Origin of the sequence: [Clostridium] saccharolyticum WM1 (assembly GCF_000144625.1) — a bacterium.
GTDB classification, from domain to species: domain Bacteria; phylum Bacillota; class Clostridia; order Lachnospirales; family Lachnospiraceae; genus Lacrimispora; species Lacrimispora saccharolytica.
Window position 1 is genome coordinate 1,560,798 of the sequence record NC_014376.1, and the last position, 24,355, is coordinate 1,585,152.

At 47.3% G+C, this 24,355-nt stretch carries 24 protein-coding genes; 21 read left to right on the plus strand and 3 right to left on the minus strand.

Annotated elements, in window-relative coordinates; all coding sequences use genetic code 11:
- Nucleotides 1-96 precede the first annotated feature (96 nt).
- The 3 genes from CLOSA_RS07405 to CLOSA_RS07415 are packed head-to-tail and all read right to left on the minus strand — an operon-like array spanning nt 97 to nt 4,791.
- Nucleotides 97-1,635, minus strand: a complete 1,539-nt coding sequence (locus tag CLOSA_RS07405; protein ID WP_013272149.1) for an FGGY-family carbohydrate kinase — start codon at nt 1,633-1,635, stop codon at nt 97-99.
- Nucleotides 1,636-1,657: 22 nt separating this feature from the next.
- Nucleotides 1,658-3,214 carry a Na+/H+ antiporter NhaC family protein gene (locus CLOSA_RS07410; RefSeq protein WP_013272150.1) on the minus strand — a complete coding sequence of 519 codons (1,557 nt, stop codon included), beginning with the start codon at nt 3,212-3,214 and terminating at the stop codon, nt 1,658-1,660.
- Nucleotides 3,215-3,246: 32 nt separating this feature from the next.
- Entirely contained in the window at nt 3,247-4,791 is a 1,545-nt protein-coding gene (locus CLOSA_RS07415; protein WP_013272151.1) for an amidohydrolase, read from the minus strand.
- Between the two features lie 294 nt (nt 4,792-5,085).
- Between CLOSA_RS07415 and CLOSA_RS07420 the strand changes: the two genes are divergently transcribed.
- The 21 genes from CLOSA_RS07420 (at nt 5,086) to CLOSA_RS07520 (ending at nt 24,159) form a co-directional block, all read left to right on the plus strand.
- Nucleotides 5,086-5,898: a BtpA/SgcQ family protein gene (locus CLOSA_RS07420; protein ID WP_013272152.1), complete on the plus strand. Its 813-nt coding sequence runs from the start codon at nt 5,086-5,088 to the stop codon at nt 5,896-5,898.
- Nucleotides 5,899-6,196: 298 nt separating this feature from the next.
- Entirely contained in the window at nt 6,197-6,991 is a 795-nt protein-coding gene (gene frlD, locus CLOSA_RS07425) for a fructoselysine 6-kinase (RefSeq protein ID WP_013272153.1), read from the plus strand.
- A gap of 2 nt (nt 6,992-6,993) precedes the next feature.
- Nucleotides 6,994-7,620 carry an SGNH/GDSL hydrolase family protein gene (locus CLOSA_RS07430; protein WP_013272154.1) on the plus strand — a complete coding sequence of 209 codons (627 nt, stop codon included), beginning with the start codon at nt 6,994-6,996 and terminating at the stop codon, nt 7,618-7,620.
- A 104-nt stretch (nt 7,621-7,724) separates the two neighbouring features.
- Nucleotides 7,725-8,555, plus strand: coding sequence for a fructoselysine 3-epimerase (frlC, locus tag CLOSA_RS07435; protein WP_013272155.1), 831 nt, complete (start codon nt 7,725-7,727; stop codon nt 8,553-8,555).
- A gap of 26 nt (nt 8,556-8,581) precedes the next feature.
- A complete protein-coding gene (locus tag CLOSA_RS07440) occupies nt 8,582-9,466 on the plus strand; it encodes an amidohydrolase family protein (protein WP_013272156.1) in 885 nt (294 codons plus the stop codon).
- Nucleotides 9,467-9,498: 32 nt separating this feature from the next.
- Nucleotides 9,499-9,909, plus strand: coding sequence for a secondary thiamine-phosphate synthase enzyme YjbQ (locus CLOSA_RS07445; protein ID WP_041708555.1), 411 nt, complete (start codon nt 9,499-9,501; stop codon nt 9,907-9,909).
- Between the two features lie 96 nt (nt 9,910-10,005).
- Complete coding sequence (locus CLOSA_RS07450) at nt 10,006-11,367, plus strand: amino acid permease (protein WP_013272158.1); 1,362 nt, start codon at nt 10,006-10,008, stop codon at nt 11,365-11,367.
- 108 nt (nt 11,368-11,475) lie between these two features.
- Nucleotides 11,476-12,198 carry a GntR family transcriptional regulator gene (locus tag CLOSA_RS07455; protein ID WP_041708993.1) on the plus strand — a complete coding sequence of 241 codons (723 nt, stop codon included), beginning with the start codon at nt 11,476-11,478 and terminating at the stop codon, nt 12,196-12,198.
- A gap of 29 nt (nt 12,199-12,227) precedes the next feature.
- The gene (gene frlD / locus CLOSA_RS07460; RefSeq protein WP_013272160.1) at nt 12,228-13,013 is read left to right on the plus strand and encodes a fructoselysine 6-kinase; all 786 of its coding nucleotides are present in this window, start codon (nt 12,228-12,230) and stop codon (nt 13,011-13,013) included.
- Nucleotides 13,014-13,072: 59 nt separating this feature from the next.
- Nucleotides 13,073-13,801 carry a GntR family transcriptional regulator gene (locus CLOSA_RS07465; protein WP_013272161.1) on the plus strand — a complete coding sequence of 243 codons (729 nt, stop codon included), beginning with the start codon at nt 13,073-13,075 and terminating at the stop codon, nt 13,799-13,801.
- Between the two features lie 15 nt (nt 13,802-13,816).
- A complete protein-coding gene (locus tag CLOSA_RS07470) occupies nt 13,817-14,830 on the plus strand; it encodes an SIS domain-containing protein (RefSeq protein WP_013272162.1) in 1,014 nt (337 codons plus the stop codon).
- Nucleotides 14,831-14,849: 19 nt separating this feature from the next.
- A complete protein-coding gene (locus CLOSA_RS07475; RefSeq protein ID WP_013272163.1) occupies nt 14,850-15,692 on the plus strand; it encodes a sugar phosphate isomerase/epimerase family protein in 843 nt (280 codons plus the stop codon).
- Nucleotides 15,693-16,054: 362 nt separating this feature from the next.
- Nucleotides 16,055-16,810: a GntR family transcriptional regulator gene (locus tag CLOSA_RS07480; protein WP_013272164.1), complete on the plus strand. Its 756-nt coding sequence runs from the start codon at nt 16,055-16,057 to the stop codon at nt 16,808-16,810.
- A complete protein-coding gene (locus CLOSA_RS07485; protein ID WP_242647787.1) occupies nt 16,794-17,549 on the plus strand; it encodes a GntR family transcriptional regulator in 756 nt (251 codons plus the stop codon). Before CLOSA_RS07480 ends, CLOSA_RS07485 begins: the two co-directional genes overlap by 17 nt.
- 317 nt (nt 17,550-17,866) lie before the next feature.
- Nucleotides 17,867-18,982 (plus strand): SIS domain-containing protein, encoded by a 1,116-nt coding sequence (locus CLOSA_RS07490; protein ID WP_013272166.1) that lies wholly within the window; start codon nt 17,867-17,869, stop codon nt 18,980-18,982.
- Between the two features lie 18 nt (nt 18,983-19,000).
- On the plus strand, nt 19,001-19,426 hold the full coding sequence (locus CLOSA_RS07495; protein ID WP_013272167.1) for a PTS sugar transporter subunit IIA: 426 nt from the start codon (nt 19,001-19,003) through the stop codon (nt 19,424-19,426).
- A gap of 12 nt (nt 19,427-19,438) precedes the next feature.
- Nucleotides 19,439-19,909 carry a PTS sugar transporter subunit IIB gene (locus tag CLOSA_RS07500; protein WP_013272168.1) on the plus strand — a complete coding sequence of 157 codons (471 nt, stop codon included), beginning with the start codon at nt 19,439-19,441 and terminating at the stop codon, nt 19,907-19,909.
- A gap of 11 nt (nt 19,910-19,920) precedes the next feature.
- On the plus strand, nt 19,921-20,712 hold the full coding sequence (locus tag CLOSA_RS07505) for a PTS mannose/fructose/sorbose/N-acetylgalactosamine transporter subunit IIC (protein WP_013272169.1): 792 nt from the start codon (nt 19,921-19,923) through the stop codon (nt 20,710-20,712).
- The gene (locus CLOSA_RS07510) at nt 20,702-21,535 is read left to right on the plus strand and encodes a PTS system mannose/fructose/sorbose family transporter subunit IID (RefSeq protein WP_013272170.1); all 834 of its coding nucleotides are present in this window, start codon (nt 20,702-20,704) and stop codon (nt 21,533-21,535) included. Before CLOSA_RS07505 ends, CLOSA_RS07510 begins: the two co-directional genes overlap by 11 nt.
- A 27-nt stretch (nt 21,536-21,562) precedes the next feature.
- Nucleotides 21,563-22,576, plus strand: coding sequence for an SIS domain-containing protein (locus CLOSA_RS07515; protein ID WP_013272171.1), 1,014 nt, complete (start codon nt 21,563-21,565; stop codon nt 22,574-22,576).
- 383 nt (nt 22,577-22,959) lie between these two features.
- Nucleotides 22,960-24,159: an ROK family protein gene (locus CLOSA_RS07520; protein WP_013272172.1), complete on the plus strand. Its 1,200-nt coding sequence runs from the start codon at nt 22,960-22,962 to the stop codon at nt 24,157-24,159.
- Nucleotides 24,160-24,355 lie beyond the last annotated feature (196 nt).

Below are 24,355 nucleotides of genomic sequence, written 5' to 3' on the forward strand. Positions count from 1 at the left end.
CTGTTAAAACGCATAGCCAATATTTGTGCCCGGCGGGCCGCTGATTACAGCGGCCCGCCGGGCACGATTTTTTCTGACATGCTTTTTCCGACGCTGTTACTGCAGAGCCAGCGCATGCATGAGTTCTGCTGCAGCTGGATAAAGCCTGTTATAGATATCCTGGTATACCTTGTAAGTCTCGTGGTTTCTGGAGTCGGGCCGGAAGGTTTTACCGGGCTTGATAAACTTGGTTAAGGCGGAAAAATCCTCAAATCCGGGATACTTTACGGCAGTGGCTGCCATCATGGCATCCCCAAAGCAGGCGCCGATGGTCACAAGCGGTGTATTGATCACCTTACCGGTTACATCCGCCACAATCTGCATCCACAATGGATTCTGAACTCCGCCGCCCACGGCAAATATCTGATCTATAATGACGTTGTCGTGGCCTTCCATAAGGCTTATCTGCTGGTTAACGGAGAATGCCACGGATTCCAGGGCGCTGCGGTACATGTGGGCTCTGGTGTGGGCCAGGGTCAGTCCCAGCAGGCAGCCTCTGGCCATAGGATCGTTGATGGGGGTCCGTTCACCGGCAAAATAGGGAAGAGTGATCAGCCCGTCGCTTCCCGGAGCAATTTGATCCACACCCTCCATCATAGTCTGATAGGCATCCGGACCGCCATCCCGCTCCATTGCCAGGGCATCGGGAAATAAGGTGTCACGGTACCATTTGGTCAGGGATCCGGCGGCGTTGGTTCCTGCGGAAATGTCACAAAGGCCCGGTACGATAAATTCTTCACGCCACAGGCGGTCATCGTCCACCAGCTCCTTTGTTCCCAGAATCATGTAAATGGAGGAACCGAACTGAATCATCATCTTGCCGGGTGCCACCACGCCGATGCTGATGGCCTCTGCCCCGGAATCATCGGTTCCCGTTATGACAGGAGTGCCCTCCTTTAAGCCGGTTTCTGCTGATGCCCATGAAGTCACGCTGCCTGCGATCTCGTTCGCTTCTTTGATCTCTGCCAGCTGGTCTGGACGGCAGATGGGAGCGCACAATCCGGGGTTTGGTGTTCCGTCCCGGTCGTACAGGGGATTGAAACTGGCCAGTCCCAAGAACCGGTCCACCACATAATTTCCTGTCAGCCTGGCAGTAATGAAGGTGGAAGCTGTAATGAATTTGTGTGTTTTTTCATAGACCAGAGGCTCATTATTTTTGATCCAGAGAATTTTGGGCATCACATCGGATGAACAGAGAGGACGTCCGTACCATTTCTTGATCTGTTCTTCCCCATAAAGCTCTGTCAGTTCTGCCATCTCCCTGGTGGCCCTGGAGTCAATGCCATAGAGGATTGCTTTTCGCAGCGGGCGGCACTGTTGGTCCACTGGAAGGCAGTCCGCACCCAGTGCGCTGGCTCCCACAGCCAGAATATCCCCAGGGTCCACCTGGCTGTCTGCGATCAGCTGACGGCTGATGGTACAAAAATCCCCCCACCAATCCTCATCTGCATCGTGCTCATAATGGCCGGGCCTGGGATTGGTCATGGCGTGTTCCGTAGTACAGGTGGCGATGATGTTGCAGTCCTGATCCATCAGTACGCCTTTGCTGGAGTTGGTTCCCGTGTCAATACCCATAAAATATTTTTTGGCGTTCATGTTAACCTCCGTATATAAAATGTTATTCAACTATGTCCGCAGGTCTGCGGGCCAGCTTGCGTTTGGAATCGATTCTGTAAAGCGTGAAAAATGCTGCGGCCAGGCAAGCCACGGACACGGCCAGCGTGAAAATCATGTTGGAACCGCTGAGACCGGCTGTAATATAGCCTGCAAAGCAGCAGGCAGCCACAGTCAGGGCGTAGGGCAGCTGGGTGGTTACATGGTCAATGTGATTGCACTCGGTACCGGCGCTGGAAAGAATTGTTGTGTCGGAGATGGGGGAGCAGTTATCACCGAACACACTTCCTGCTAATGTGGCGGAAAGTGAGACTGTTAAAAGCTCCGGCGCCAGGATGTTGGCCACAGGTGCGATGATAGGGATCAAAATGCTGAAGGTTCCCCAAGCGGTTCCTGTGGAAAAGCTTAAAAATGCAGCTATCACAAATACCATGGCCGGCAGCAGGAATTTGGGAATATTGGCCTGGGCCAGGAGGCTGCTGACAAATTCCGGCGTCTGCAGAATATCACGGCAGACCGCTCCTATGGTCCAGGCCAGGAACAGGATGCAGCAAGCGGGAATCATGGTTTTGATGCCCTCTGTGACACCATTCATAAACTGCCGGAAGGTCATCAGGTTTCTGGGCACAAACATAATCATGGCAATGAACAGAGCACCCAATCCTCCCCATGCCAGAGACTTTGAGGTTTCGCAGCTGCCGAAGGCGGTTCCAAAGCTCATATAGGACGGACCGGTCGTGAAGAAACCGCCTGTATACAGCATGGCAAGTACGGAAAAGACGATCAGCATGACGATAGGCAGCAGCATATCCCCCACGGTTCCGCGGTCCGTGGAGCTGTCCAGCATTTCGTTGTCCTGCCTGACAGCTCCCAGGAAGCCTTTTTCAGCCATGGATTCCGCAGATGTCATGGGACCGTAGTCCTTACCGCTGACAATGATCATGAAAATCATAATGATGGATAAAATGGCATAAAGGTTCATGGGGATAGTGGATAAAAATACTTTGAAGCCGTTGGCATAGAATCCGGTGGCTTCCAGATTGCTTCCCACAGCTGCAGCCCAGGATGAAATAGGGGAAATAATACACACCGGTGCTGCCGTGCAGTCGATGATATAGGCCAGTTTTGCCCTGGATACCTTGTATTTGTCGGTAAGTGGCTTCATGACCGTTCCCACAGTCAGACAATTAAAATAATCGTCAATGAAAATGATGATTCCCAAAAGAGCGGTGGCAGCCAGGGCCAGCTTTCTGGATTTAATCTTGGATGAGGCCCATTTGCCGTAAGCCTTGGATCCGCCTGCCATAGAGATAACATATACAAGCGCCCCCAGCAGGCTTACAAAGAAGATAATATATAAGTCGGCGCTGTCCGCCATTAAGTCAAGGGCTGTGCCTACTGTGCCGGCTGCCGGATTCAGCCCTATACCGATGGAGTAGATAAACGTACCGGAAAGTATGCCTGTCAGCAGGGAAAATACAACTTCTTTAGAGATAAGTGCCAGAGTAATTGCCAATATGGGCGGCACCAATGATAGCCACCCGGCATAATATGGTTCCAAAATTCCGTTCTCCTTTTAATTCATAAATTTCCTCAGATAGTACAATAGACAATTTTGCCATCCACCAGTGTCAGGCACACTTTGATGCTGCGCATCTGGTCCATGGGAGTTTCAAACACATTCCCGTCCAGCACAGCAATGTCTGCCAGATTGCCGGCTTTCAAGGTTCCCAGCTGTGATTCGCAGCCCAGGTTGTACTGGCCGCCATAGGTCCATGCCTTTAATAGTTCAGTTATGGTCAGGGTGTTTTCCTTGTTAAAGGGCACGCCTCCCTCGGGAAACAGGGCGCCTACCGTGTGGTAGATGGACTCTGGAATATCGTCATAGAGCAGCGGCAGGTCTGTTCCGCAGGAAATGGTCACGCCGCTGTCAGCCATTTTCCGGCGGTTCCAGTAGTTTTTACCGCGTTCCAGGCCGATCTTCTCCTGAATCATTGCCAGCTTACCTGTCCGGTCCGCGATGGACATGATCTGGGGATAGATTTCCGCCACTATGCCAAGCGCTCCCATGCGTTCCAGATCAGCAGGATCCGAGCACTCCAGGTCTGTGATAGCATGGCGGTTTTTAACCTTGCCGTCCGCTCCCTTTTGGCACTGGTCAAAGATATCCATAGTCCTGCAGATGGCTCCATCCCCCTGCGCATGGAGAGAAAAGCGGAAATTCTCCCTGTCGGCTGCCATGGTGTCCCTTCTTAAGCCTTCCCAGTCAATCTCCTTGACGCAGCAGGTGTCCGCACAGAGGTAGGGAGACTTCATTTCCCCTTCCAGCTGGCTGATGGATCCGTCGGTCATCTGGTTATAGCCTGAGAAATGTACGAAACTGCCGGGGAAGGTATCTCTCATCTCTTTCCCGTATTCCAGATTCATAGGAAAGCCTACAGGCTGACTCATGAAATGCACTCTGGCGGTCAGGGCGTTCTCCTGCTCTAATTTCTTAAGTTCTTCTGTAAAACCGTAGAAGTCGTCAAAGCCCATTTCCTTGACGGAAGTAATTCCCCTTGAATTCATCATGGACAGATATTTCCTGAATTCAGGTACGGAAAATTCCTTTTGCCCCAGAATATACTTCAAAAGGCGCCAGTAGCTTTCTGACCAGCAGGTGTCCGGAGTGAAACGGTACTCCCTGCGGGCGGCGCTGTTCATATAGCAGCTCTCTCCTCCCTCCATAAAGAGGATGGCAGGAACATCTCCGAATTCCCGGTCCAGCCGGTCACCGCTTAGTTCCGTAAAGCCGGGGCGCACCCCCCTTGCAAGTACTGTTGCACCTGGAGCCAGGGTTTTCTGGTAAGCCCTGGCTTCGGCCACCGCCTGTTCCGCGTTTTGGCATGTGCTTAAATCGGTTCCGGCGATCGTCAGCAGATATCCGCTGAAGAAGCAGTGCACGTCTGTAAAACCAGGACAGATGAGCCGGTCTCCCAAATCCAGTACCCGGGTGTCCGGCCCGGCGTATCCGGCACCATCCGAGGGACCCGCGGCCAGGATCCGGTTGCCTGATATAGCGACGAAGCCAGCTTCCGGAGCGGAAGCAAGGCCTGAGAAGACAGCGTTGGAACGTAATAGAATATCAGCTTTCTGCATAATACAGCCTCCTTTAATAAAAATAGTGGTTTTAATAAGTTGTCTATAATTTCATACCAGATCTGGGGCCATCATAGCACAGCAGGAATTTGGATTCAATCAAAAAAAGAGTTTCTCAATGATATTTGTAAGAAAAGTGAAAAAATATATAAAAAAATGTACATATTGCACAATTTAAAAAATAAGTGGGTGAAAAATAATGATTGATGTTGACATTGGACTTTTCGTTTGATATGGTAAAAGTGGTATTAAAATAGCACAAACATATATACTTTGTTGGGAGGAAAAACACCTATGCTTTGGACAGAAGAAATGTTTCATACGAAAAAACCAATTATTGCTATGCTGCATCTGGATGCCCTTCCGGGAGATCCCATGTATTCTCCGGAAAATGATATGAAGAAAACTGTGGAACACGCCAGAGCGGATCTTAAGGCACTCCAGGAAGGCGGTGTGGACGGGATTCTGTTCTCCAATGAATTCAGCCTTCCCTATGAGCGGAATATGAGCTTCGTTACCCCTGCCAGCATGGCACGGGTTATGGGAGAACTGATGAGCGAGATCAGGGTGCCTTTTGGAGTGGACTGCATCTCAGACGGTCTGGCTACCTTAGAGCTGGCCGCTGCAGTGGGCGCCGATTTTGTGCGGGGAACCTTCTGCGGGGTTTATGTGGGGGACGGAGGGCTGTACAATAATGATTTTTCAAAGCTTCTGAGGCGCAAGGCTGCCCTGCCCCTTGATAAGCTTAAGATGCTCTATTTCATCAACCCCGAATCTGACCGGAATCTGGATACCAGACCGCTGAAGGACATTGCCAAGTCCACAATTTTCAAGGCAAATCCGGACGGGTTATGTATCTCTGCCTCAGCCGCCGGGCAGGATGTGGACGATGAGCTGATCGCACAGGTGAAGGCGGCAGCTCCGGAGGTGGTGGTACTGTGCAATACCGGGTGCCGCAGAGATACCATAGAGCAGAAGCTGGCTACTGCAGATGCTGCGGTGGTGGGGACTACATTTAAAGAAAATGGGAATTTCTTTTCACGCGTGGACGCAGCCCGCGTAAAGGAATTTATGGAAGTGGTTAAAGCATACAGGAAAAGCCTGTGAGCAACGTCTGTTTAAACGGACCGGGCCGGAGGCAGAGAAGCCGCCGCCCGCCGGGCTTAATACAGCCGCTGCCATCGGTGATGGACTTTGGTTTGTAAATAGCATGTTCACATCTGATAAATCAATGGTTTATTGGGAATAATTGGCTTTGTTTGGAATGATATTTGTAAAATATGCACTATAAAATTAAAACGATTATGTGAAAAATAATAAATTGACACTAAGAAACTGATCTGATATACTTCAAGTGGTATAAAAAACTTTAAACATATATACTTAAATTTGGAGGAGGGGAAAAATGAAGGTTGCTGCTATGGGAGACAACTGCATTGACGTGTATGAACGGATTGGAAAGAAATATCCCACCGGCAATGTGGTGGACACAGGAGTCAATATTCAGAAACTGGGAATTCCCGTATCCATAATCAGTACCACTGGTTCTGATGAAAATGGAAAATGGATGGTGGAGACACTGTCCGGAGAGGGGCTGGATTTAAGCCGCTTTAAAGTGGGAGACGGACCGACTGCCATTACTTACATGGATATGGACGGGCTGGACCGGGTACACGGTGATTATGTGGAAGGGGTACTGGAGCATATTGTGTTTGACGATGAGGATATCCGCTTTGCCGCAGCCCATGACCTGGTGCATACCGCATTGTGGGGAAAAGCGGAGGAGGCCCTTCCGAAGATCCGTCAGCTTTCCGGGACGAAGATCAGTTTTGATTATGCGGACAGGCTGGATCACGAACTGGTTGAGAAAACCCTGCCGTATGTGGACTATGGATTTTATTCCTATCACAAGAAGCGGGATTCGTTTATTGAATCCTACTTAAAGGATAAGGTGGACAGAGGCATGAAGGTTGCAGTTGCCACCTTTGGCGACAAGGGGAGCCTGGCCTATGACGGCAGCCGGTTTTACAAGGGTGGCATTTATCCTGCCCGTGTGGTGAATACTGTAGGAGCAGGCGACAGTTTTATCGCCGGATTCCTCTATGAAATTCTCAATGGATCTGACATTGAAACGTGTCTGGACACAGGCGCGAAGATAGCAGCCAGAGTGGTCAGTACCTTTAATCCCTGGGAGGAATGAGGATGAGAAAACGGGTTCTCTGTTATGGAGATTCCAATACCTGGGGCTACGTGCCCGGGATCGGAGCAAGATATGAGGAGAATGTCCGGTATCCGGGAGTTATGGCTGAACTGCTGGGAGAGGATTACCGGGTGATAGAGGAAGGATTAAACGGACGGACTACTGTGTTTTCTGACCGGATGGAACCGGAACGCTGCGGAATTGAACACCTGCTTCCGTTTCTTCTGTCCCACCTGCCGCTGGATTATCTGGTGATCATGCTGGGAACAAATGATACGAAAAGCCATTTCCACGTCAATGCCAGAGAAATCGGATTCGGTATGGAAGAGCTTCTGATCAGAGCCAGGCACATTCTGGATACCAGAGGGATTCCTGCTGAAATCATACTGGTGGCCCCGGTTCCCATTCATCCTGAGGCTGATCCCATGTTTTGCCGGGAATCCTGGAGGAAGAGCGGGGAGCTGGCACTGATTTACCGGGAGCTGGCCCATACATATGGCTGCCTGTACCTGGATGGCGGGTCCGTCACCAGGGATGTGGGGGAGGATGGAATCCATCTGAGCATTAAAGGGCACCGGGCATTGGGAGAAGCAATTGCGGCAGTCATTCAAGAACACGATAGAAATTAACTTACTAAGCTTATGAAGCGTCTGGCTGAGTAAGCTGGCATGTACCGCACATAAGGGGTCAGCATACGGCCGTTGTGTGCTCATATCAAAGGGGGTATAAAATAATGAAACTTGGAATGTTTACTTCTGGCTACCAGCGAAATCCGCTGGAGCACTGCTTTCAGGACGCAAAGCGTTTCGGCTATGATTTCATTGAGCTTTGGGGCGGCAGGCCCCACGCCTTTGCACCGGATTTAAAGGCGGGAGAGATTGAGGAGGTGAAGCGTCTGATCCACAAATATCAGATGCCGGTGCTGGGATTCACACCTGAGCACAATGCCTATCCATATAATTTTATGATAGGAAGCGAGCTGCAGAGAAGAGATGCGGTGGATTATTTAAAGCTGTGTCTGGATATGGCAAAGGAGATGGGCTCTGACTATATGCTGGTGTCCCCGGCCCATGCCGGATACCTGGCAACCTATGAGGAGATCTGGTCCCGCATGGTAGATACCTTAAAAGAGCTGACCGGCCACGCTGAGAAGGTTGGCGTAAAGCTGGTGGTGGAGACACTGACACCCTATGAAAGCAATGCGTTCAAGAGTGCCAATGACCTGATAGAGCTGTTTAAACGCATTGATTCTCCTTTCATTGTGGGTATGTGCGATGTGGTGCCGCCTTTTGTCCAGCATGAAAGCATCATGGCTTACATGGATAAGCTGGGTGAAAAAATGTATCACATGCACATTATTGACGGGAATCAGGGGACAGACAGCCACATTGTCCCTGGCGAAGGCTCCATACCGCTTCCGGAGCTTTTTAAGGAGCTGAAGGATGCCGGATATGAGAAGACAGCCACATTGGAACTGGTGACAGGATATATCAACGAACCAAGGCTGTATGCCAGACGAGCCATTGACAATGCCCGCGCCTATATGAGAGAGGCTGGCTTCTGACAGAAGTAGGGGAAGGGAGACTGATCATGTTTATTGACATTCATGTTCATCCGGCGTTTTATGAGCCTATTAATGAAGACACAAAGGTGGAGGAGCTAAGGCATGATGCTCTGGACATCCACTTAAACGGTACGGCACCACTGCAGCACATATTGAATCAGATGCGCTGTGCTGGACTGGACCGCCTGTGCCTGCTGCCGGAGGACTACTCCACAGAGTACGGCAGGCCGCTGGTGACAAATGAGGAGATTAAAAGGCTGGTGGATCTGGCTCCGGACCGTCTGATAGGATTCGCAGGGGTGGATCCCCTTGCCGACGGGGCTCTAGATAAGCTGGAGCATGCATTTGGTGATCTGAAACTTAAGGGATTGAAGCTTCATCCAGCCAGGCAGCATTTTTATCCGTCGGATGAGCGGCTGAATCCGATTTACGACATGTGCGAGAAGTATCACAAGCCAATCATCTTTCACAGCGGAATGTCCTGGGAACCCAATACTCTGACAAAATATTCCAGGCCCATTGAGTTCGAGGAACTGGCAGCCGCCAGACCGGGCATGAAGATCTGCCTGGCCCACTTCGGCTGGCCCTGGGTGCAGGAGACAGCCATGCTGATGTTAAAATATCCCAATGTTTATGCGGATACGGGGATTTTGTATTTTGACAATGCTCTGGAATTTTACAAAAGGGTATTTAACCATGACATCCCTGCCACATGGATCGACCGCAGTCTGCGGCATCAGGTAATGTTCGGAAGCAACAATCCGCGTTTCGAGCAGATCCGCATGGCGGATGCCATTTCGCAGCTGGGCTTCAGAGACAGTACCCTGGAACTTATTAAAGGCGGCAATGCCATCGAGTTCCTGGGGGGATTAGAAGATACTTTCTCCGGCCATGTTTCCGGGGAATGCTAAGAGGAGGGATATCAGTGGTAAGTACAAGTTCAATGACACTCCTGACGACGGAATACAACCAGATGATCCGGATTACCGGTGAAATCGAAAAAGCTGTGAAGGAAAGCGGGATTCGTGACGGGATCGTCAATGTCATCAGCAGGCACACAACCACCGGAATTACAGTGAATGAGTCTCTGGAATGCCTGGAAAGTGATATCGCGGAGTTTCTGTCCAGAATGGCCCCTGAGGACTGGCCATACGCCCACGCCAGAATGCTCCGTGACTATGGTTCTACGGCCGGCAATCCCACTGGTCACTTAAAATCACTGCTCACAGGAAACCACTGTCATCTGATGGTAAGCGGAGGCTGCATTCAAAAGGGCGGGGCTCAGGAGGTTTACTTTTGCGAATTTGACGGACCGGCCCAGAGAACCATACTCATCCAGGTGATGGGGGAGTAGCGGTTTCAAGCATCGGCTGCACGTCCCTGGGACGTGAAGATCCATACGGTTATGGGGAACCTATCTAATAAAAATACAAATAAAAGGAGAAAGAGTATGTCAAACGTTAAAACACCGGAACAAAGTGCCAACGAATTAAAGCGGAAGCTTGGTCTAGGCACAGTAATCGCACTGGGAGTCGGCACAACAGTAGGATCCGGAATCTTCTCATCACTGGGTGAGGTGGCGGGAGCCGCAGGAAGCAGTCTGTTTTTGGTGCTGTCTTTCCTGATTGGCGGAATGCTGCAGATCCCTGCCAACTTCTGCTATGCGGAACTGGCCAGCGCCTTCCCTGAGGATGGCGGCCAGTATGTTTACTTTAAGGAAGCGGGGTCCCGTCCTCTGGCATTTCTTTGCGGATGGATCAGCTTCTGGGCCACCGACCCGCCGTCGATCTCCATCATGGCCCTGGCAATTGCAAACTACCTGGCGTTCTTCATTCCGGTGCATGGTTTGATCCTTCGCCTGGTGGCAGTTGGTTTTGTACTGATTTTCATGGTGCTGCATCTGCGCTCTGTGGAAGGCGGCGGGAAATTCCAGACCATTATCACCGCTTTGAAGGTTATTCCCTTTGTACTGATCATCGGCATCGGTATCTTCTTCATTAAAGGTGACTTATTCCTTTCCTCCGCGCCGCTGGCAGGCGTGACCGCAACCGGTTTTACCGCTCTTCTGGCCGGTATCTCTGCGACCACTTGGTCCTTTGACGGCATGGCTGCGGCATGCTATATGTCCGGAGAGATCAGAGAACCCAAGAAGAACTTACCCAGAGGATTGATTCTTACTGCATTTATCGTACTTACCCTTTATGTTGGACTGACCTTGACCGCTTCCGGTCTGCTGTCTGTTGATGAACTGTCTGCCTCCGAGGCTCCTATCGCACTGCTGGCATCTAAGATCCCGGTTATCGGAGGATATGCGGGAACCATCGTAGCGGTGATGGCAGTGATCGTGGTCATCGGTTCTCTGTCCAGCTGTATCATGTTCCAGCCGCGTATTGAGTACGCCATGGCAAAGGATGGTTTGTTCTTCAAGGCTTTTGGCAAGGTTCATCCAAAGTATGAGACTCCTTATTTCTCCATACTGGTGCAGTGTGCAGTTGCGATTGTTCTGATTTTCGCCACCTCGCTTTCTGACCTGCTTGGCTACTTTACCCTGGTTGCTCTGTTAAAGAATTTTCTTACCTTTGGTACGATCATTGTGCTTAGAAACAAAGCACATTACAATCCGGCATACAGGATGCCTGCCAGGCCTCTGATGGTGGGTGTGGCTATGCTGATCACCGGAACCCTGATCTGGTCAACCTTTATTTGGGCGCCTATGGCCGGTATCGCCTGTGCGGTGATCGCCGTGGTTACAGGACTTCCCGTATACTACTTCTGGGAGAGCCGGAATAAGAAAGCAGAGGCCGGAAAATAGCGGTTTTCTAAAATCAGAGAGATTGACACTTTATGGCAGATGTTCTAAGATTGAAGATAGTGAAGCAATAGTTGTAGGATAAGTATGAAAATAAAAGGAATGTCTGCCATGAGTTTAGATCGCCAGAAGCCTCGTGACGAGGCAATGGAAAAAATTGAAAATTACATTATAAAACATCATTTAAAACCGGATGAGAAGCTTCCTTCTGAGCGGAGTATGAGCGAGATGTGGAATTTTAACCGTTCCACCCTCAGAAGTGCGATTAAACAGCTGATTCTGGAAGGCAAAATTTATAATAAGAATGGTTCAGGAACCTATGTGGCCAGGGAAAAGCTGGTCCGCAACCTTCAGGATGTCTACGGTTTTTACCAGATTGCGCAGACTGCGGGGCGAAGGGTTGATACTAGGGTGCTCCTCATGGATTTCTGTGAGACTCCCAAGAATATCGGGCGCAAAATGAAACTGCCGCTGGGGCACAAGCTGATAAGGCTTGTGCGCCTGCGCTATCTGGATGGAATACCGGTGCTGATTTCCACCATCTATCTGGATGCCCAGCGTTTTGCAGGGCTGGAACAGATGGATTTAAATAAGGTTTCTCTCTACGCTGTACTGAAGGAACAGTATGATGTGGAGGTTTCCGGGGGTATGGAGAAGCTGAGCATTGCCTACTGCGATGAGGAAGAAGCGGGTTATCTGGAGATAGAAGAAGGCGCTCCTGTGATTTATCAGTCAGGTGTGACGATGGATCAGCAGGACACGGTGTTTGAATATTTTAAGGAGATCATCCGCTCAGAATACGTTTGCTTTGCAAGCGAGCTTACGAGAAGGTGAATTCCTTTCGGCAAATGGAGGAATAAAATATGAAACTGGCTGCAGTTGGCGATAACTGTATGGATGTCTATGACAATACCGGGAACGCTTACCCGGGCGGCAATCCGGTAAACGTGGCGGTGTATTTTGTGCGGCTGGGAGGACAGGCTTCCTACACCGGCGTGGTGGGCACGGATCCATACGGCGTACGAATGAAGGAGAAGATCTCAGAAAAAGGCGTGGATGTATCCCATATCCGGTTCATGGAGGGAAACACCGCCATTACACATGTGGAACTGGTGGACGGAGAACGCATTTTCGGAGATTACGAGGAGGGCGTACTGGCCGAATTCAAACTGACCGAAGAGGAAAAGGATTTTATATGTGAGCATGATATGATTGTGACAGGACTATGGGGAAATATCCACGACGATCTGGCGCAGCTAAAGGAGCGGGGAATCAGGATTGCCTTCGATGCAGCCACAAGACCGGAGGATCCGGCGGCTGTCGCTGCGGTACCTTCTGTGGATTACCTGTTTTTTGCCACAGACGACGGAGATACCGGGGAACTCCGGAAGACCATGATGGAGCTTAAGGAAAAAGGCCCTGGACTGGTGATCGCAACAATGGGCGAAAAGGGCAGTATTGCCTATGACGGAACCGGGTTTACCACATTTGGAATTGTACCCTGCAACGTGGTGGATACCATGGGAGCCGGAGACAGCTTTATCGCAGGATTCTTAAAGGGTATCCTGGAAGGCAGAGAAGTGAAAGAGTGCATGAGAATGGGTGCTGCTAATTCCAGCGTGACATTGGAGTATAACGGCGCCTGGTAGTACCGCTCATAAGCGGGAAAAGAACAGCCCCTATGTTCTCGTAATAAGGAGGAGAAGAGTTGTCCAAAACAGCAGAGGTGGCTTACAATTCGCCGATTTATCTGCAGCTTCGGGAAGTGGTGCGCTCTAAAATTGAGGACGGGGAGTACGCTCCCGGAACGGCCATTCCCTCGGAAAATGTTCTGGCAGGCACCTACGGAATCAACCGCCTGACCGTTCGCAGCGCCATTGACGCGCTGGTGAATGAGGGGCTGTTAAAGCGAGTCCAGGGGAAGGGCGTGTACGTTGTGGCCCAGATCGAGAGAGACTTAGAGGTGCTGGGCGGATTTACCCAGACCATGGATGATAAGCATGTGGAAAATAAGCGTAAGATCCTGCTGAAAGGGCAGCGGAAGGCTGGAGAGAAATTTGCGGCAATCTTTGGAATCGATGAAGATGATATGCTGTATGATATCAGGCGTCTGGACTATGCAGATGAAGAACCCATTGCCATTCAGGAAATTTATATTCCCTATAATCTGGTACCTGAGATGGAAGGGATCGACTTAACTGTATTCAGCATGTTTGAAATCTATAAATTCTATGGGATTAACCCAGTAAAGGCATGGCAGACCCTGGATCTGGTTCGGCTGACCCAGTCCGATGCCAGGCTGATTAACATTAATAAAGACCAGACGGTATTCCTGTTCACCTGCATTACCTGTGACGAGGATGGCCGTGTGATAGAATATTCGAAATCTTATACCCGTGGAGACAAGTGCAACTTTAAGGTGCATTTCCATAAGTAGAAGGAAGGAGCAGTTATGTTAAAGTTTGAGGAACAGAAGCAGATTGAAAGTGTAAACGGTGCTCTGGCGCTGCGGCCGGAGATAGAAATAATTGTGGATGAAATCCAGCAGAGAGGGTTTGACGGAATTTTTTTCATTGGTATCGGCGGAACCTGGGCTTCCGGCATGCAGACGGAGGTCTATATGAGGGGCAGAAGCTCCATTCCGGTATATGTGGAAAACGGTGCGGAGTTCATTACCACCGGAAACAAGCGTTTTACCAAGGATTCCATCGTGATTTTCTCATCGGTGACGGGAAGTACCGAGGAGATGGTAAAGGCCATTGAAAAGGCACGGGAAACCGGCGCCAAAGTGTTTGGTTTCATCGACAAGCCGGATGCGCCCTTGGTGAAGTTATGCGATTGGTGCATTTCTTACCCTATGAATGAGCAGCTGAAGTTTTATATGGTAGCCAACCGTCTGATGTTCAACAACGGGGAGTTCCCGGAGTACCATCAGTACAATGCACAGATGGAGGCTCATCTGGCCAGGGCCCTGGTGGAGGTTGAGAAGGAAGCGGATCAGTGGGCGGCCGGGTTTGCAAAGGATAAATACGAGTATTTTAAGGCCCGCCCGGATATGCCCCACTATTTTGTGGGCGGCGGTAACCAGTGGGGAGCCACTTACTCCTATGCGATGTGCTACTGGGAGGAGCAGCTGTGGATCCGTACCAAATCCATCACCAGCGCCGAATTTTTTCATGGCATGCTGGAGGTTATAGATGCCGAGACTCCTGTCACTCTTTTCATGGGAGAGGACGAGCAGCGTCCCCTGGCAGAGCGGGTGAAAGGATTCCTGCCGAAAGTCTGCAAGAACTACACGGTCATTGATACGAAGGATTATGAATTAAAGGGAATCAGCCGGGAGTTCAGAGGTTCTGTTTCCCACCTGGTGATGCATGCGGTGAACAACCGTGTGGATGCCCATATGGAGGAGGAGTTCTGCCATCCCATGGTGATCCGCCGTTATTACCGCCAGTTTGACTATTGATAAGGGGAGGCAGGCGGAAATGTCGAAGATTACCATGGATCAAATCGGGGTAATGAGCGTTCAATACGTCCATTATTCCCTGGAATATTATCTGGATTCCATGAAAAAATGCGGTCTGAAGCACGTGGATCTGTGGGGTGGAATACCTCACTATTGCAGACTGGACTATCCCTTTGCGGAAGATGCAGGAGCCAAACTGGATGCCATCCGGAAAATGATGGATGAGAGGGGATTGGATGTGGCGGTTTACACCCCGGAGACCTTATCTTATCCCTACAGCTTTTCAGATCCCCAGGAGGCAGTTAGAAAGCGCACAGTGGATTATTTCCGTATGGCCATGGATGATGCTCTGGCAATGGGCACCAACAAGGTTTTTCTGAATTCCGGCTGCGGACTTTTAGATCTGCCCAGGGAGGAGTCTTTTGCCAGGTTGGTGGATACTTACAAAAAGATAGCGGGAATTGCCGAGAAAAAGGGAATTGAGCTGGTACTGGAACAGCTTCAGCCATATGAAAGCAATCTGGTGCTGAATCTGGGGGATGTCAAGCGTGTCCTGGACGAGGTCGGTTCCCCGGCACTCTTCGTATGTGTGGATGTAGTAGCCATGGCCGTGGCAGGGGAAGAGCTGAAGGATTATTTTGAGGTTTTGGGTACTGATAAGATTAAACTCATCCATTTTGCCGATACGTGCCATTATATTCTGGGAGATGGGCAACTTCCCTTGAAGGAATATCTGCAGACGCTGGAAGCCTATGACTATAAAGGAATTGTGGATCTGGAAATCAACGATTCCATTTACTGGGATGATCCTCATGGATCCATTGTAAAATCGGTGGAATGGCTGAAGGAAAATCTGGATTAGATCCTATGGTTGAAAAAATGGATGTTAACTCTTTGCATCATTGGATAAAAATGAAGAATACGGAGAAAGTGCGTTTCCAGGATATGGAACCGCACTTTCTTCGTATCAGCATGAAATCAAAGAATTATCGTGAGAAAACCGGAACCGCTTAGGCTTTCCTGCCTGTCGTTTGGGATTTCAGATGCTTTTTACGAATACTGGGAAGGAGTTCTCTTTTATATCAGGAAATATATATTTAATCTTCCATCATTTCATGGTATGATAAGCATGGAACATAATACAAACAAGAGAGTGCCTGCAAGAATATTACTCAGGTAGTTTATTATTTATAGATCGAAGAATTGCATAGGTGGAGTCCGGATATGAAACTGATGAATAAAGATGAATTTATCGCTAAGGAAATTAAATATGACCTTTTTGCCAGTCAGGCCAAAGAAGGAATGAAGCTGCCATCCGAACGAAAGCTGGCTGAAAAATATAATGTTCAGAGAATGACGGTCCGCCTGGCCCTGCAGAGGCTGGAACGGGAAAGCATTATAGAAGTAAGGCAAAGAAGCGGATATTATGTGAGACCCAAAAGGATAGACATTGACTTAAGGGAAATCATGTCTCTGTCTGAAAAAGCCAAAAATATAGGTAAGGATATAGAAAACAAGTTGCTGTCCCTGGAAATCGTGGAGACAGACAAGAAATTATCGAAAATAATTAAATTGCCCATTGGAAGAAAAATGTTTAAAATAGCAAGGGTACGGTATATCCTTGATGATTTGGAAAGGATCCCTGTTTCGCTGGATGAAGCATATATTCCCATGGACTTGGCGCCGGAATTAATGGATTATGATTTGGAACATTGTTCTTTATTTGAAATTTTAAAAAAGCAGTATGGTACCGTACCTTTTAAAGATCTTCAGAGAGTGTCCATTGTAAATGCAAATGAAAGAGAAGCGGATATTTTAAATGTTTCCAGACTGGCGCCCTTAGTTAAGAAAAAAAGCATGACATATGATAAAAACGGGGAGTTAATACAATATCTTTATTCCATAAAGAATAAAGACTGGACTTCATTTAAGCAGATTAATCCCATTATAAATGGAAAGATAGGTGGATTTATTGATTGATTACAGGATGCCATTGTATATTCAATTACAGGATATGATCATTAAGAAAATAGAGGATAAAGAGTATTTACCGGGAGAATTGATACCCAGTGAAAGAAAAATGGCGGAATTGTACGGTGTTAATCGGATGACAGTAAAAAGGACCATTCATGCACTAGTGGAAAAAGGGTACTTATACCGGATTCAGGGAAGCGGAACCTATGTGGCAAAGAGCGAAAGAGTAAAAGTCAATATGGGATTTGTGAATGAAATGATAAATGCAGGAATCACAGCCATGTTAAAGGACGTGGGAATGACCGTTACCAACCATGTGCTTGGAAAAGGAGATGTTGAGGCCGGACGGTTTATATGTGCGAAATTGGGTCTGGCCTTTGATGAACCTGTCTATGGACTTCACCGGGTCAGGCAGACGGGTGATAAAGCGATTGCTGTTGAATATACTTATGTACCAAAGAAATTTTTTCAGGATATGGATGAGATTGATTTTAAAAACGTTTCTCTTTATGATTACATGGAAGCCCGAAGCCATACGCCGCGGCATTTTGTTCAAAATTTAATCGTCGTGGAGGCAGCGGAAAAGGAAGCGAATTTACTTGGTGTGAAGGAGGGAAGCGCTATTTTTCTAATGGAATACATTGGCGCAGACATCAGCTATAATATTGTAGAATTTACGGAAAGCTATATGAATCCCGAAAATATTGATTTTCAGTATATGGTGGTCAATGCAGATGAGAATTAAGGTTCCATTGATCCGGTTTTAATAAATGAATAAGAGAATGGAAAAGACTATCGTTATTTTTATAACGATAGTCTTTTTTTGACACGACATTGGCTGTCCGGTGAAGGTATCAGGCTTTGGAAGCCGATGCCGGTGAACCGGATATATGCGGCAGCAATAAAAGAAAATAGTTTTCCTGTAAAAAAACACTTGTACAATTCTTTTAAAAGTGGTATATTAAAATTGAAAATAGGATTACAAAAGAAACCAGTTATAAGCAGCGAGGAAGTCAAAAAGAAAATGGGATTGATGTGAGGATTCCGGAAAAGAGGGGCTCAATGAAAAAATCAATGATTGACTATATTAAACTGTCATCATACAGATTGACGGATAATTTTGAACAACGCGAGGACATCGTGGAACAACTGTGCAGGGAGTATATTAACAGTGGAAAATGTGGTATAAAAATAGTTGCATCTGGTTCTTCCTACAATAGTGCTGCAGCTGCCAGATATTATATGCAGAATAAATTAGGTGAGGTGGTACATGTGATCACTCCCCATGGATATGTACATTTTGATGACTTGCCGCTGAAGAATATGTTTGAGATCGTCATTTCCCAAAGCGGATGTTCCACGAATTGCATCGAAGCGTTAAAGTACATGGGAGAAAAGGGAAAGTACCGGATTGTCTTAACCGGAAATATGGAAAGCAATATTAAAAATTATGGGGATCTGATCATTGATTATGGTGTGGGAATCGAAACTGTGGATTTCGTAACCATGGGAGTTGTGACATTGATGGAATTCCTGATGCTGTTTGCCCTGGAAGCGGGATACAGAAAGGGTAAACTGACCATGGAAGAAAAAAGGGAAAGCCTGGATAATTTTTATCATGCAATAGCAAAGCACTGCCGGGCGGTGGAAGCAGTTTCCGCATTTTTTGATAAATACAGACTGAACTTATCGGATACAGGCCCCACCCTTATCTGCGGAAATGGTCCTAATAAGGGGGCGGCCTTAGAAGGGGCCTTAAAATTCCAGGAGACATTAAAAATACCTGTTGCCGTCTATGAAACGGAAGAATTCCTACACGGGCCGGATATGCAGCTGGCACCAAATTACACGGTGTATTTCATCGATGATCCAGTGCCCGATGACCGGATCTATCATATATTTCAGGCGGCCGGAAAGGTAACCGGTAAGGCGTACTTCATCACCAGCAGGGAAGATGTCCCTGATGAACGGTGCATAAAGCTTCCTCTTGTCAAGGAAGAAGGGCTGACTCCGCTGTTAAGCACAGTGGTTTTTCAATATCTTTCGGCGGAATTAATGCAAGCCTTAGACACATGTCATTCCCACCCGTATTTTCGGGAATTTGAGAAGTTGGTCTCATGCAAGACAGAGAACTATGTCAAAATACTGCAGGACCTAGAGGAAAGAGACCGGTCATAAAGAAAGAGAGGTTGAAAAATGAGGCATTTGATCGTTGCGACCCATGGGGAAATGGCAAACGGAATTGTACATACCGCTGAGTTTGTATTGGGAAAACAGGAAGGGCTTCATGCTCTGGCAGCTTATACGCCGGTGTGTATGGACTTTCAACAAAAGCTGAAGGACCTTGTTGAAAAACTGATAAAAGAGGGGGAAGTGATTATTTTAACGGACTTATTTGGCGGCAGCGTCAATAATGAATCCATGGGTATTTTGCCTTCTGATAATGTACATATCATTGCAGGGGTGAATTTAGCTCTGGTCATTCAGTTACTGGCGGATGGAGAAAACGGTTCCACCGCTGAGCTGATCCAAAAGAGTATACAGGGGGCCAGAGATGCAATTATCTATTGCAATGCTTTCGTGGACAATGGCGGGCAGGAGTTGGAATTTGATCAATTTTAGGAGGGATACGAAATGATAAAAATGATTCGTGTGGATTACCGGTTATTGCATGGACAGGTAGCTTTTTCCTGGACTTCCATGCTGGGAGCGGATTGTCTGCTTCTGGTCAGTAACACGATCAGGGATGATCCTCTGCGCATGCAGACGTTGAAACTGGCAAAGCCGGAAGGGGTAAAGGTAGTCGTAAAAAATTCAGAAGACGCAGTCAGTGCCTTACAAAGCGGTGTGGCAGATAAGTATCAGTTATTTATTATTTGCGAAACCATTGAACTGGCAGCCGAGATTGCAAAAGCAGTTAAAATGAAATCCATTAATCTAGGCAACATACCTTTTGCGGAAGGCAAAAGGCAGGTGAGTAAAAGTGTTTTTTTAGATAGAGAGGAGGAAGAACGGTTAAAAGAAATGCGAAAGGACGGTTATGATCTGTACATTCAGATGGTGCCAACAGAAAAGAAAATTAATTGCCAGACAATTCTAGACTAGGAGGCGGTAATATGTTTCTAAAAACAGTGGGGATCGCATTAATTACATTACTCGGTTATTCGGAATGGTTAACCGGGACAAGCTTTATACAGAGGCCCATAGTTCTGGGTCCCTTGGTAGGGCTTATTATGGGGGATTTACAGAGTGGAATTATTATGGGAGCCATGCTTGAGCTTGCATTGGTGGGGGCGGTTTCAGTGGGTGCCTACAATCCTCCGGATCTTATTTCAGGAACAGTGCTGGGAGTTTCTCTGGCTATTCAGTCGGGGGCAGGAGCTTCCGCTGCATTAACCCTGGGAATACCTGTGGCTACTATAATGCTGGCCATGAACACCGGATTCGGACAGCCTGTCATGCTGATGCTCATTCACCAGTGTGATAAAAATGTTGAAACCGGTAATTTAAAGGCCTTTAAAAGGAATATGTTGATTGCCGGGTATATGCAGAACTGGTGTGGGATTATTTTCGTACCCATTGCATTCTATTTTGGTTCCGATGCGGTGACGCATTTATTGGGTAATATACCTTCTTTCATACAGACGGGAATGGAAATTGCCGCAGGATTGCTTCCGGCACTGGGCTTTGCTATGCTGGCGCAGATGATCATGAATAAAAAGGTTGCCCCGTTTTTTTTCCTTGGATTTTTCCTTGTGGCGTACGGAGGTATTACAACCACAGGAGCGGCAATTTTTGCAATCATTTTAGTATCCGTCATGCTGCTGCATCAGAATACCCAGGAGGTAAAAACTTCGGCAGCCGCATGCAGCAATCCCATAAAAGGAGATGGATTCGATGAATTTTAATTTATATCCTGAATTTACGAAAAGGCTGGATAAAAAAGATCTGATAAAAATTTTCTGGAGGAGCATTCCTTACGAGCATTCATGGAACTATGAGCGCTTGGGAAATGTGGGTTTTACCTTCGCGCTACTGCCCGTTCTGCAAAAACTGTATCCCGATAAAAAAGATCTGTCGGATGCCATGAAGCGCCATATGGAGCTTTATAATATCACTCCATATATTGTTACGCTCCCCTTGGGTATCGCAGCAGCGATGGAAGAAGCAAATGCGGAAAGCAAAGAATTTGACACTACATCAATCGCAAATGTGAAACTGGCGCTGATGGGCCCCTTTTCCGGATTGGGAGATGCCTTTTATTGGGGGACTCTTCGGATCCTGGCCACAGGAATTGGGACCACCCTGGCGTTGCAGGGGAATATTCTTGGGCCAATACTGTTTTTCCTGGCTTTTAATATCCCCCATTACTTGATTCGTTATATGTGCACATTTCTTGGATATCGTTTTGGTTCGGATATTATCTCTAAAATTGAGGAATCCGGGTTAATGAATAAAATAGTGCAGTATGCCTCCATTATGGGAATGATGGTGGTTGGAGCCATGACCATGGAGATGGTTCATATCAATTTCATCTCTGAAATCGGTATCGGAGAATCCATATCTACCTTGCAATCTTTGCTGGATGGGATTTTTCCTGGAGCGGCCACTTTCATGTTATTTGGAATTACATATAAGCTGCTTAAAAAGAAGATGAATCCGCTTGTTATCATGCTGTCATTGCTGGTATTTGGAATAATAGGGGCTTATTTCGGGTTCTTAGGTGTATAAAATATGAAAAAAGAGAGGTAAGAAATTATGTTACGAAATTTTAAGCTGGAAAAGTATTTGGAAGACGGGAAAAAAACATATTCAAAACGGGAAGATATTGAAAACCTGGCAGACAGCCTGACGGAAAAAAAGTTCAGGAATATTGTTATACTTGGTATTGGAGGAACCTGGGCGGAATGGTATGCCATCGTAGAATACTGCAGACATTTAAGTGATTTCCCCATCTATCTGGAAAATGCCGCCGAGTTCCTGGTAAAAAAGAACATGAATTACTTATCTAAGGACTCGCTGGTCATCACTTCCTCGGCATCAGGAAACACGAAAGAAATCCTGGAAGCAGTAAAGCTATGTATGGCCGAAGGGATCCGTGTATATGGATTTACAAGAGATGAAACAACACCTTTGGCTAAATTATTAACGAAAGCAATCTATAACCCGTGTGGCGACTGTGAACATTCCTACTTGATGTACTTTATGCTGGCATTGCGCCTGTATCACAATATGGGATATTTTGATTCCTATAAAAGGTGGGCGGATCAAATGCAGCACTTATATACCAATTTAATTAGAATTCGTGAGGAATTTGAACCGAGAGCTGCAGAAATTGCAAAAAAATATGCAAAGGAACCCTATACCATGTTTGTGGGCTCTGGTCTGTTATGGGGGGAAACCTACCTATTTACAATGTGCATTCTGGAAGAGATGCAGTGGGTACGCACGAAAGCCGTAACTTCCGCCGACTTCTTTCACGGTCCTCTGGAATTGGTGGAAAAGGATGTGCCGGTTTTCCTGGTCATGGGAGAAGATGAATACCGCCCGCTTGATGAACGGGTAGAGCGGTTTGCCAGGAAATTTACAGATAAGCTTGAAGTCTTTGATACCAAGGAATTTCATTTGACAGATATTGATGACGAGTTCCGGCTGATTGTAACGCCCATGATCATAACTGCCATCCTTACGGAAAGACTTGCGGTCCATTATGAACTGAACACGGGACACAGTCTGGAATTCAGGCGTTACTACCGTCAGTTTGAATATTAAAAATGGGAGGGCTGGCATCCTCTTCTCCACGAAAGGATGGTAACGGTATGCATTACGGATTTACTGTGGGGAAACGAGCAGGTGCTGTCGTTGCGGCGATTCAGAATCAAGGCTATTTGCAGGATCAATCAAAGGCAGATTACATAATTGGAAATTAGGGAAAATTTTAAGTGATTATGAACCTTGGGGAGTTACAAGCATAGCCCGGCTTTTTGCCGGGTTATTTTGCTTGATAGGAAAAAAGGGATATAATAGAAGATGAATAAAAGATTTGCATAAAGAAGGAACGACGTATTTGACCTATGTTAAATAAACATGATATAATAGGAAATGCTGACGGAAGCTATATCTGATGCATATTATAGAGCGGCGAGGATAACGGAATGAATCAGAACCGGGGAATTAACCAGGATGTGACACAGGAGATGAATCGGTCTCTCCTTTTGAAAAGTTTAAGAAGAGAAGGCGTATGCTCCAGAGCGCATCTGGCGGCACTTACGGGACTCAAACAGGCGACTGTGACCAACATCATGAAAGATTTCTTAAACTGGGGAATCGTAAAGGAGATTGGTTTCTTAAATGGCAGCAAAGGCCGCCGGTCGATTGGATTGTCCATCAATCCTGACGGCTATCGGGTGATGGGCGTGCGGCTTGCGAGAAAGCATTACAGTGTGGGACTATTTGATTTGACAGGTAAACAGATTGTGAAAGAGCGGGTGGATTTTGAGCTGGAAAAGCAGCCTGGTGCGGAAGAAATCTTAAATCAGATTGTAGGGCGGATGCGCCTGATGATTCAGCAGTATGGAAAGGACTCTGTACTGGCTGCAGGGCTTGCAGTGCCGGGACCGTTTATCGCAAAAAAAAGCCGTATCGCATTGATTACGGGTGCGGATATATGGAAAGATATTGAGTTGAAAGCATTTTTTAACCGGGAACTGGATATCCCGGTGTTCCTGGAACACAACGCAAATGCCGGAGCTTATGCTCATATGTGGGAATTGAAGGAGGCCTATCATGATGACATCCTGGTTTACATTGCTGCCGGTCAGGGGATTGGAGCAGGAATCGTGATGAATGGCAAAATCTACGAAGGGGCGCTGGGAACATCGGGAGAGATTGGACATATGACGATTGACAGAAACGGGAAACCTTGTGCCTGCGGAAACAGAGGCTGTCTGGAGCGTTACGCTTCCTCGCTGGAACTTGTAAAGACAGTGTATGGAGAGCGTGCCGGTATGGATGGCTGTAAATTCGAGGATTTGGAACAGCGGATCAAAAGCGGGGATACTATCGGTACCGAGCATTACCGCAGAGCCTGTGAGAGCCTTGGCGTTGGAATCATAAACATTATCAATGTAATTAACCCGGACCGGATTATTATCGGTGATGATATGGCACGTCCGAATCCGGAATTAATGGAGCAGACCGTGCGGGAAACGGTGCAAAAAGGGATTTTGCCGGATGTATGGGAGGAGCTTACGCTTTCCATCAGTGAGTACCAGGGAGACCCCATTCTGACAGGTGCGGCTATTGTGGCGATTGACAGGGTCTTTGACTGCCCTGGACAGTTTATAAAGAACTGAATATTGGAATATGCGAAAGCAGCATGAAAGTCATGGAATATTTACGGGCAGGATGACTTTGGTGCTGTTTTTTGTTTGCCGGTTCAAAAGAAAAAATATCAAAAAGCAAATATCCTATTGACATTTTTGCAAAAAATGGTATTGTTTAATAAGATATATTAATTAAATGAATTAATACATAAAATGAAAATAAGAT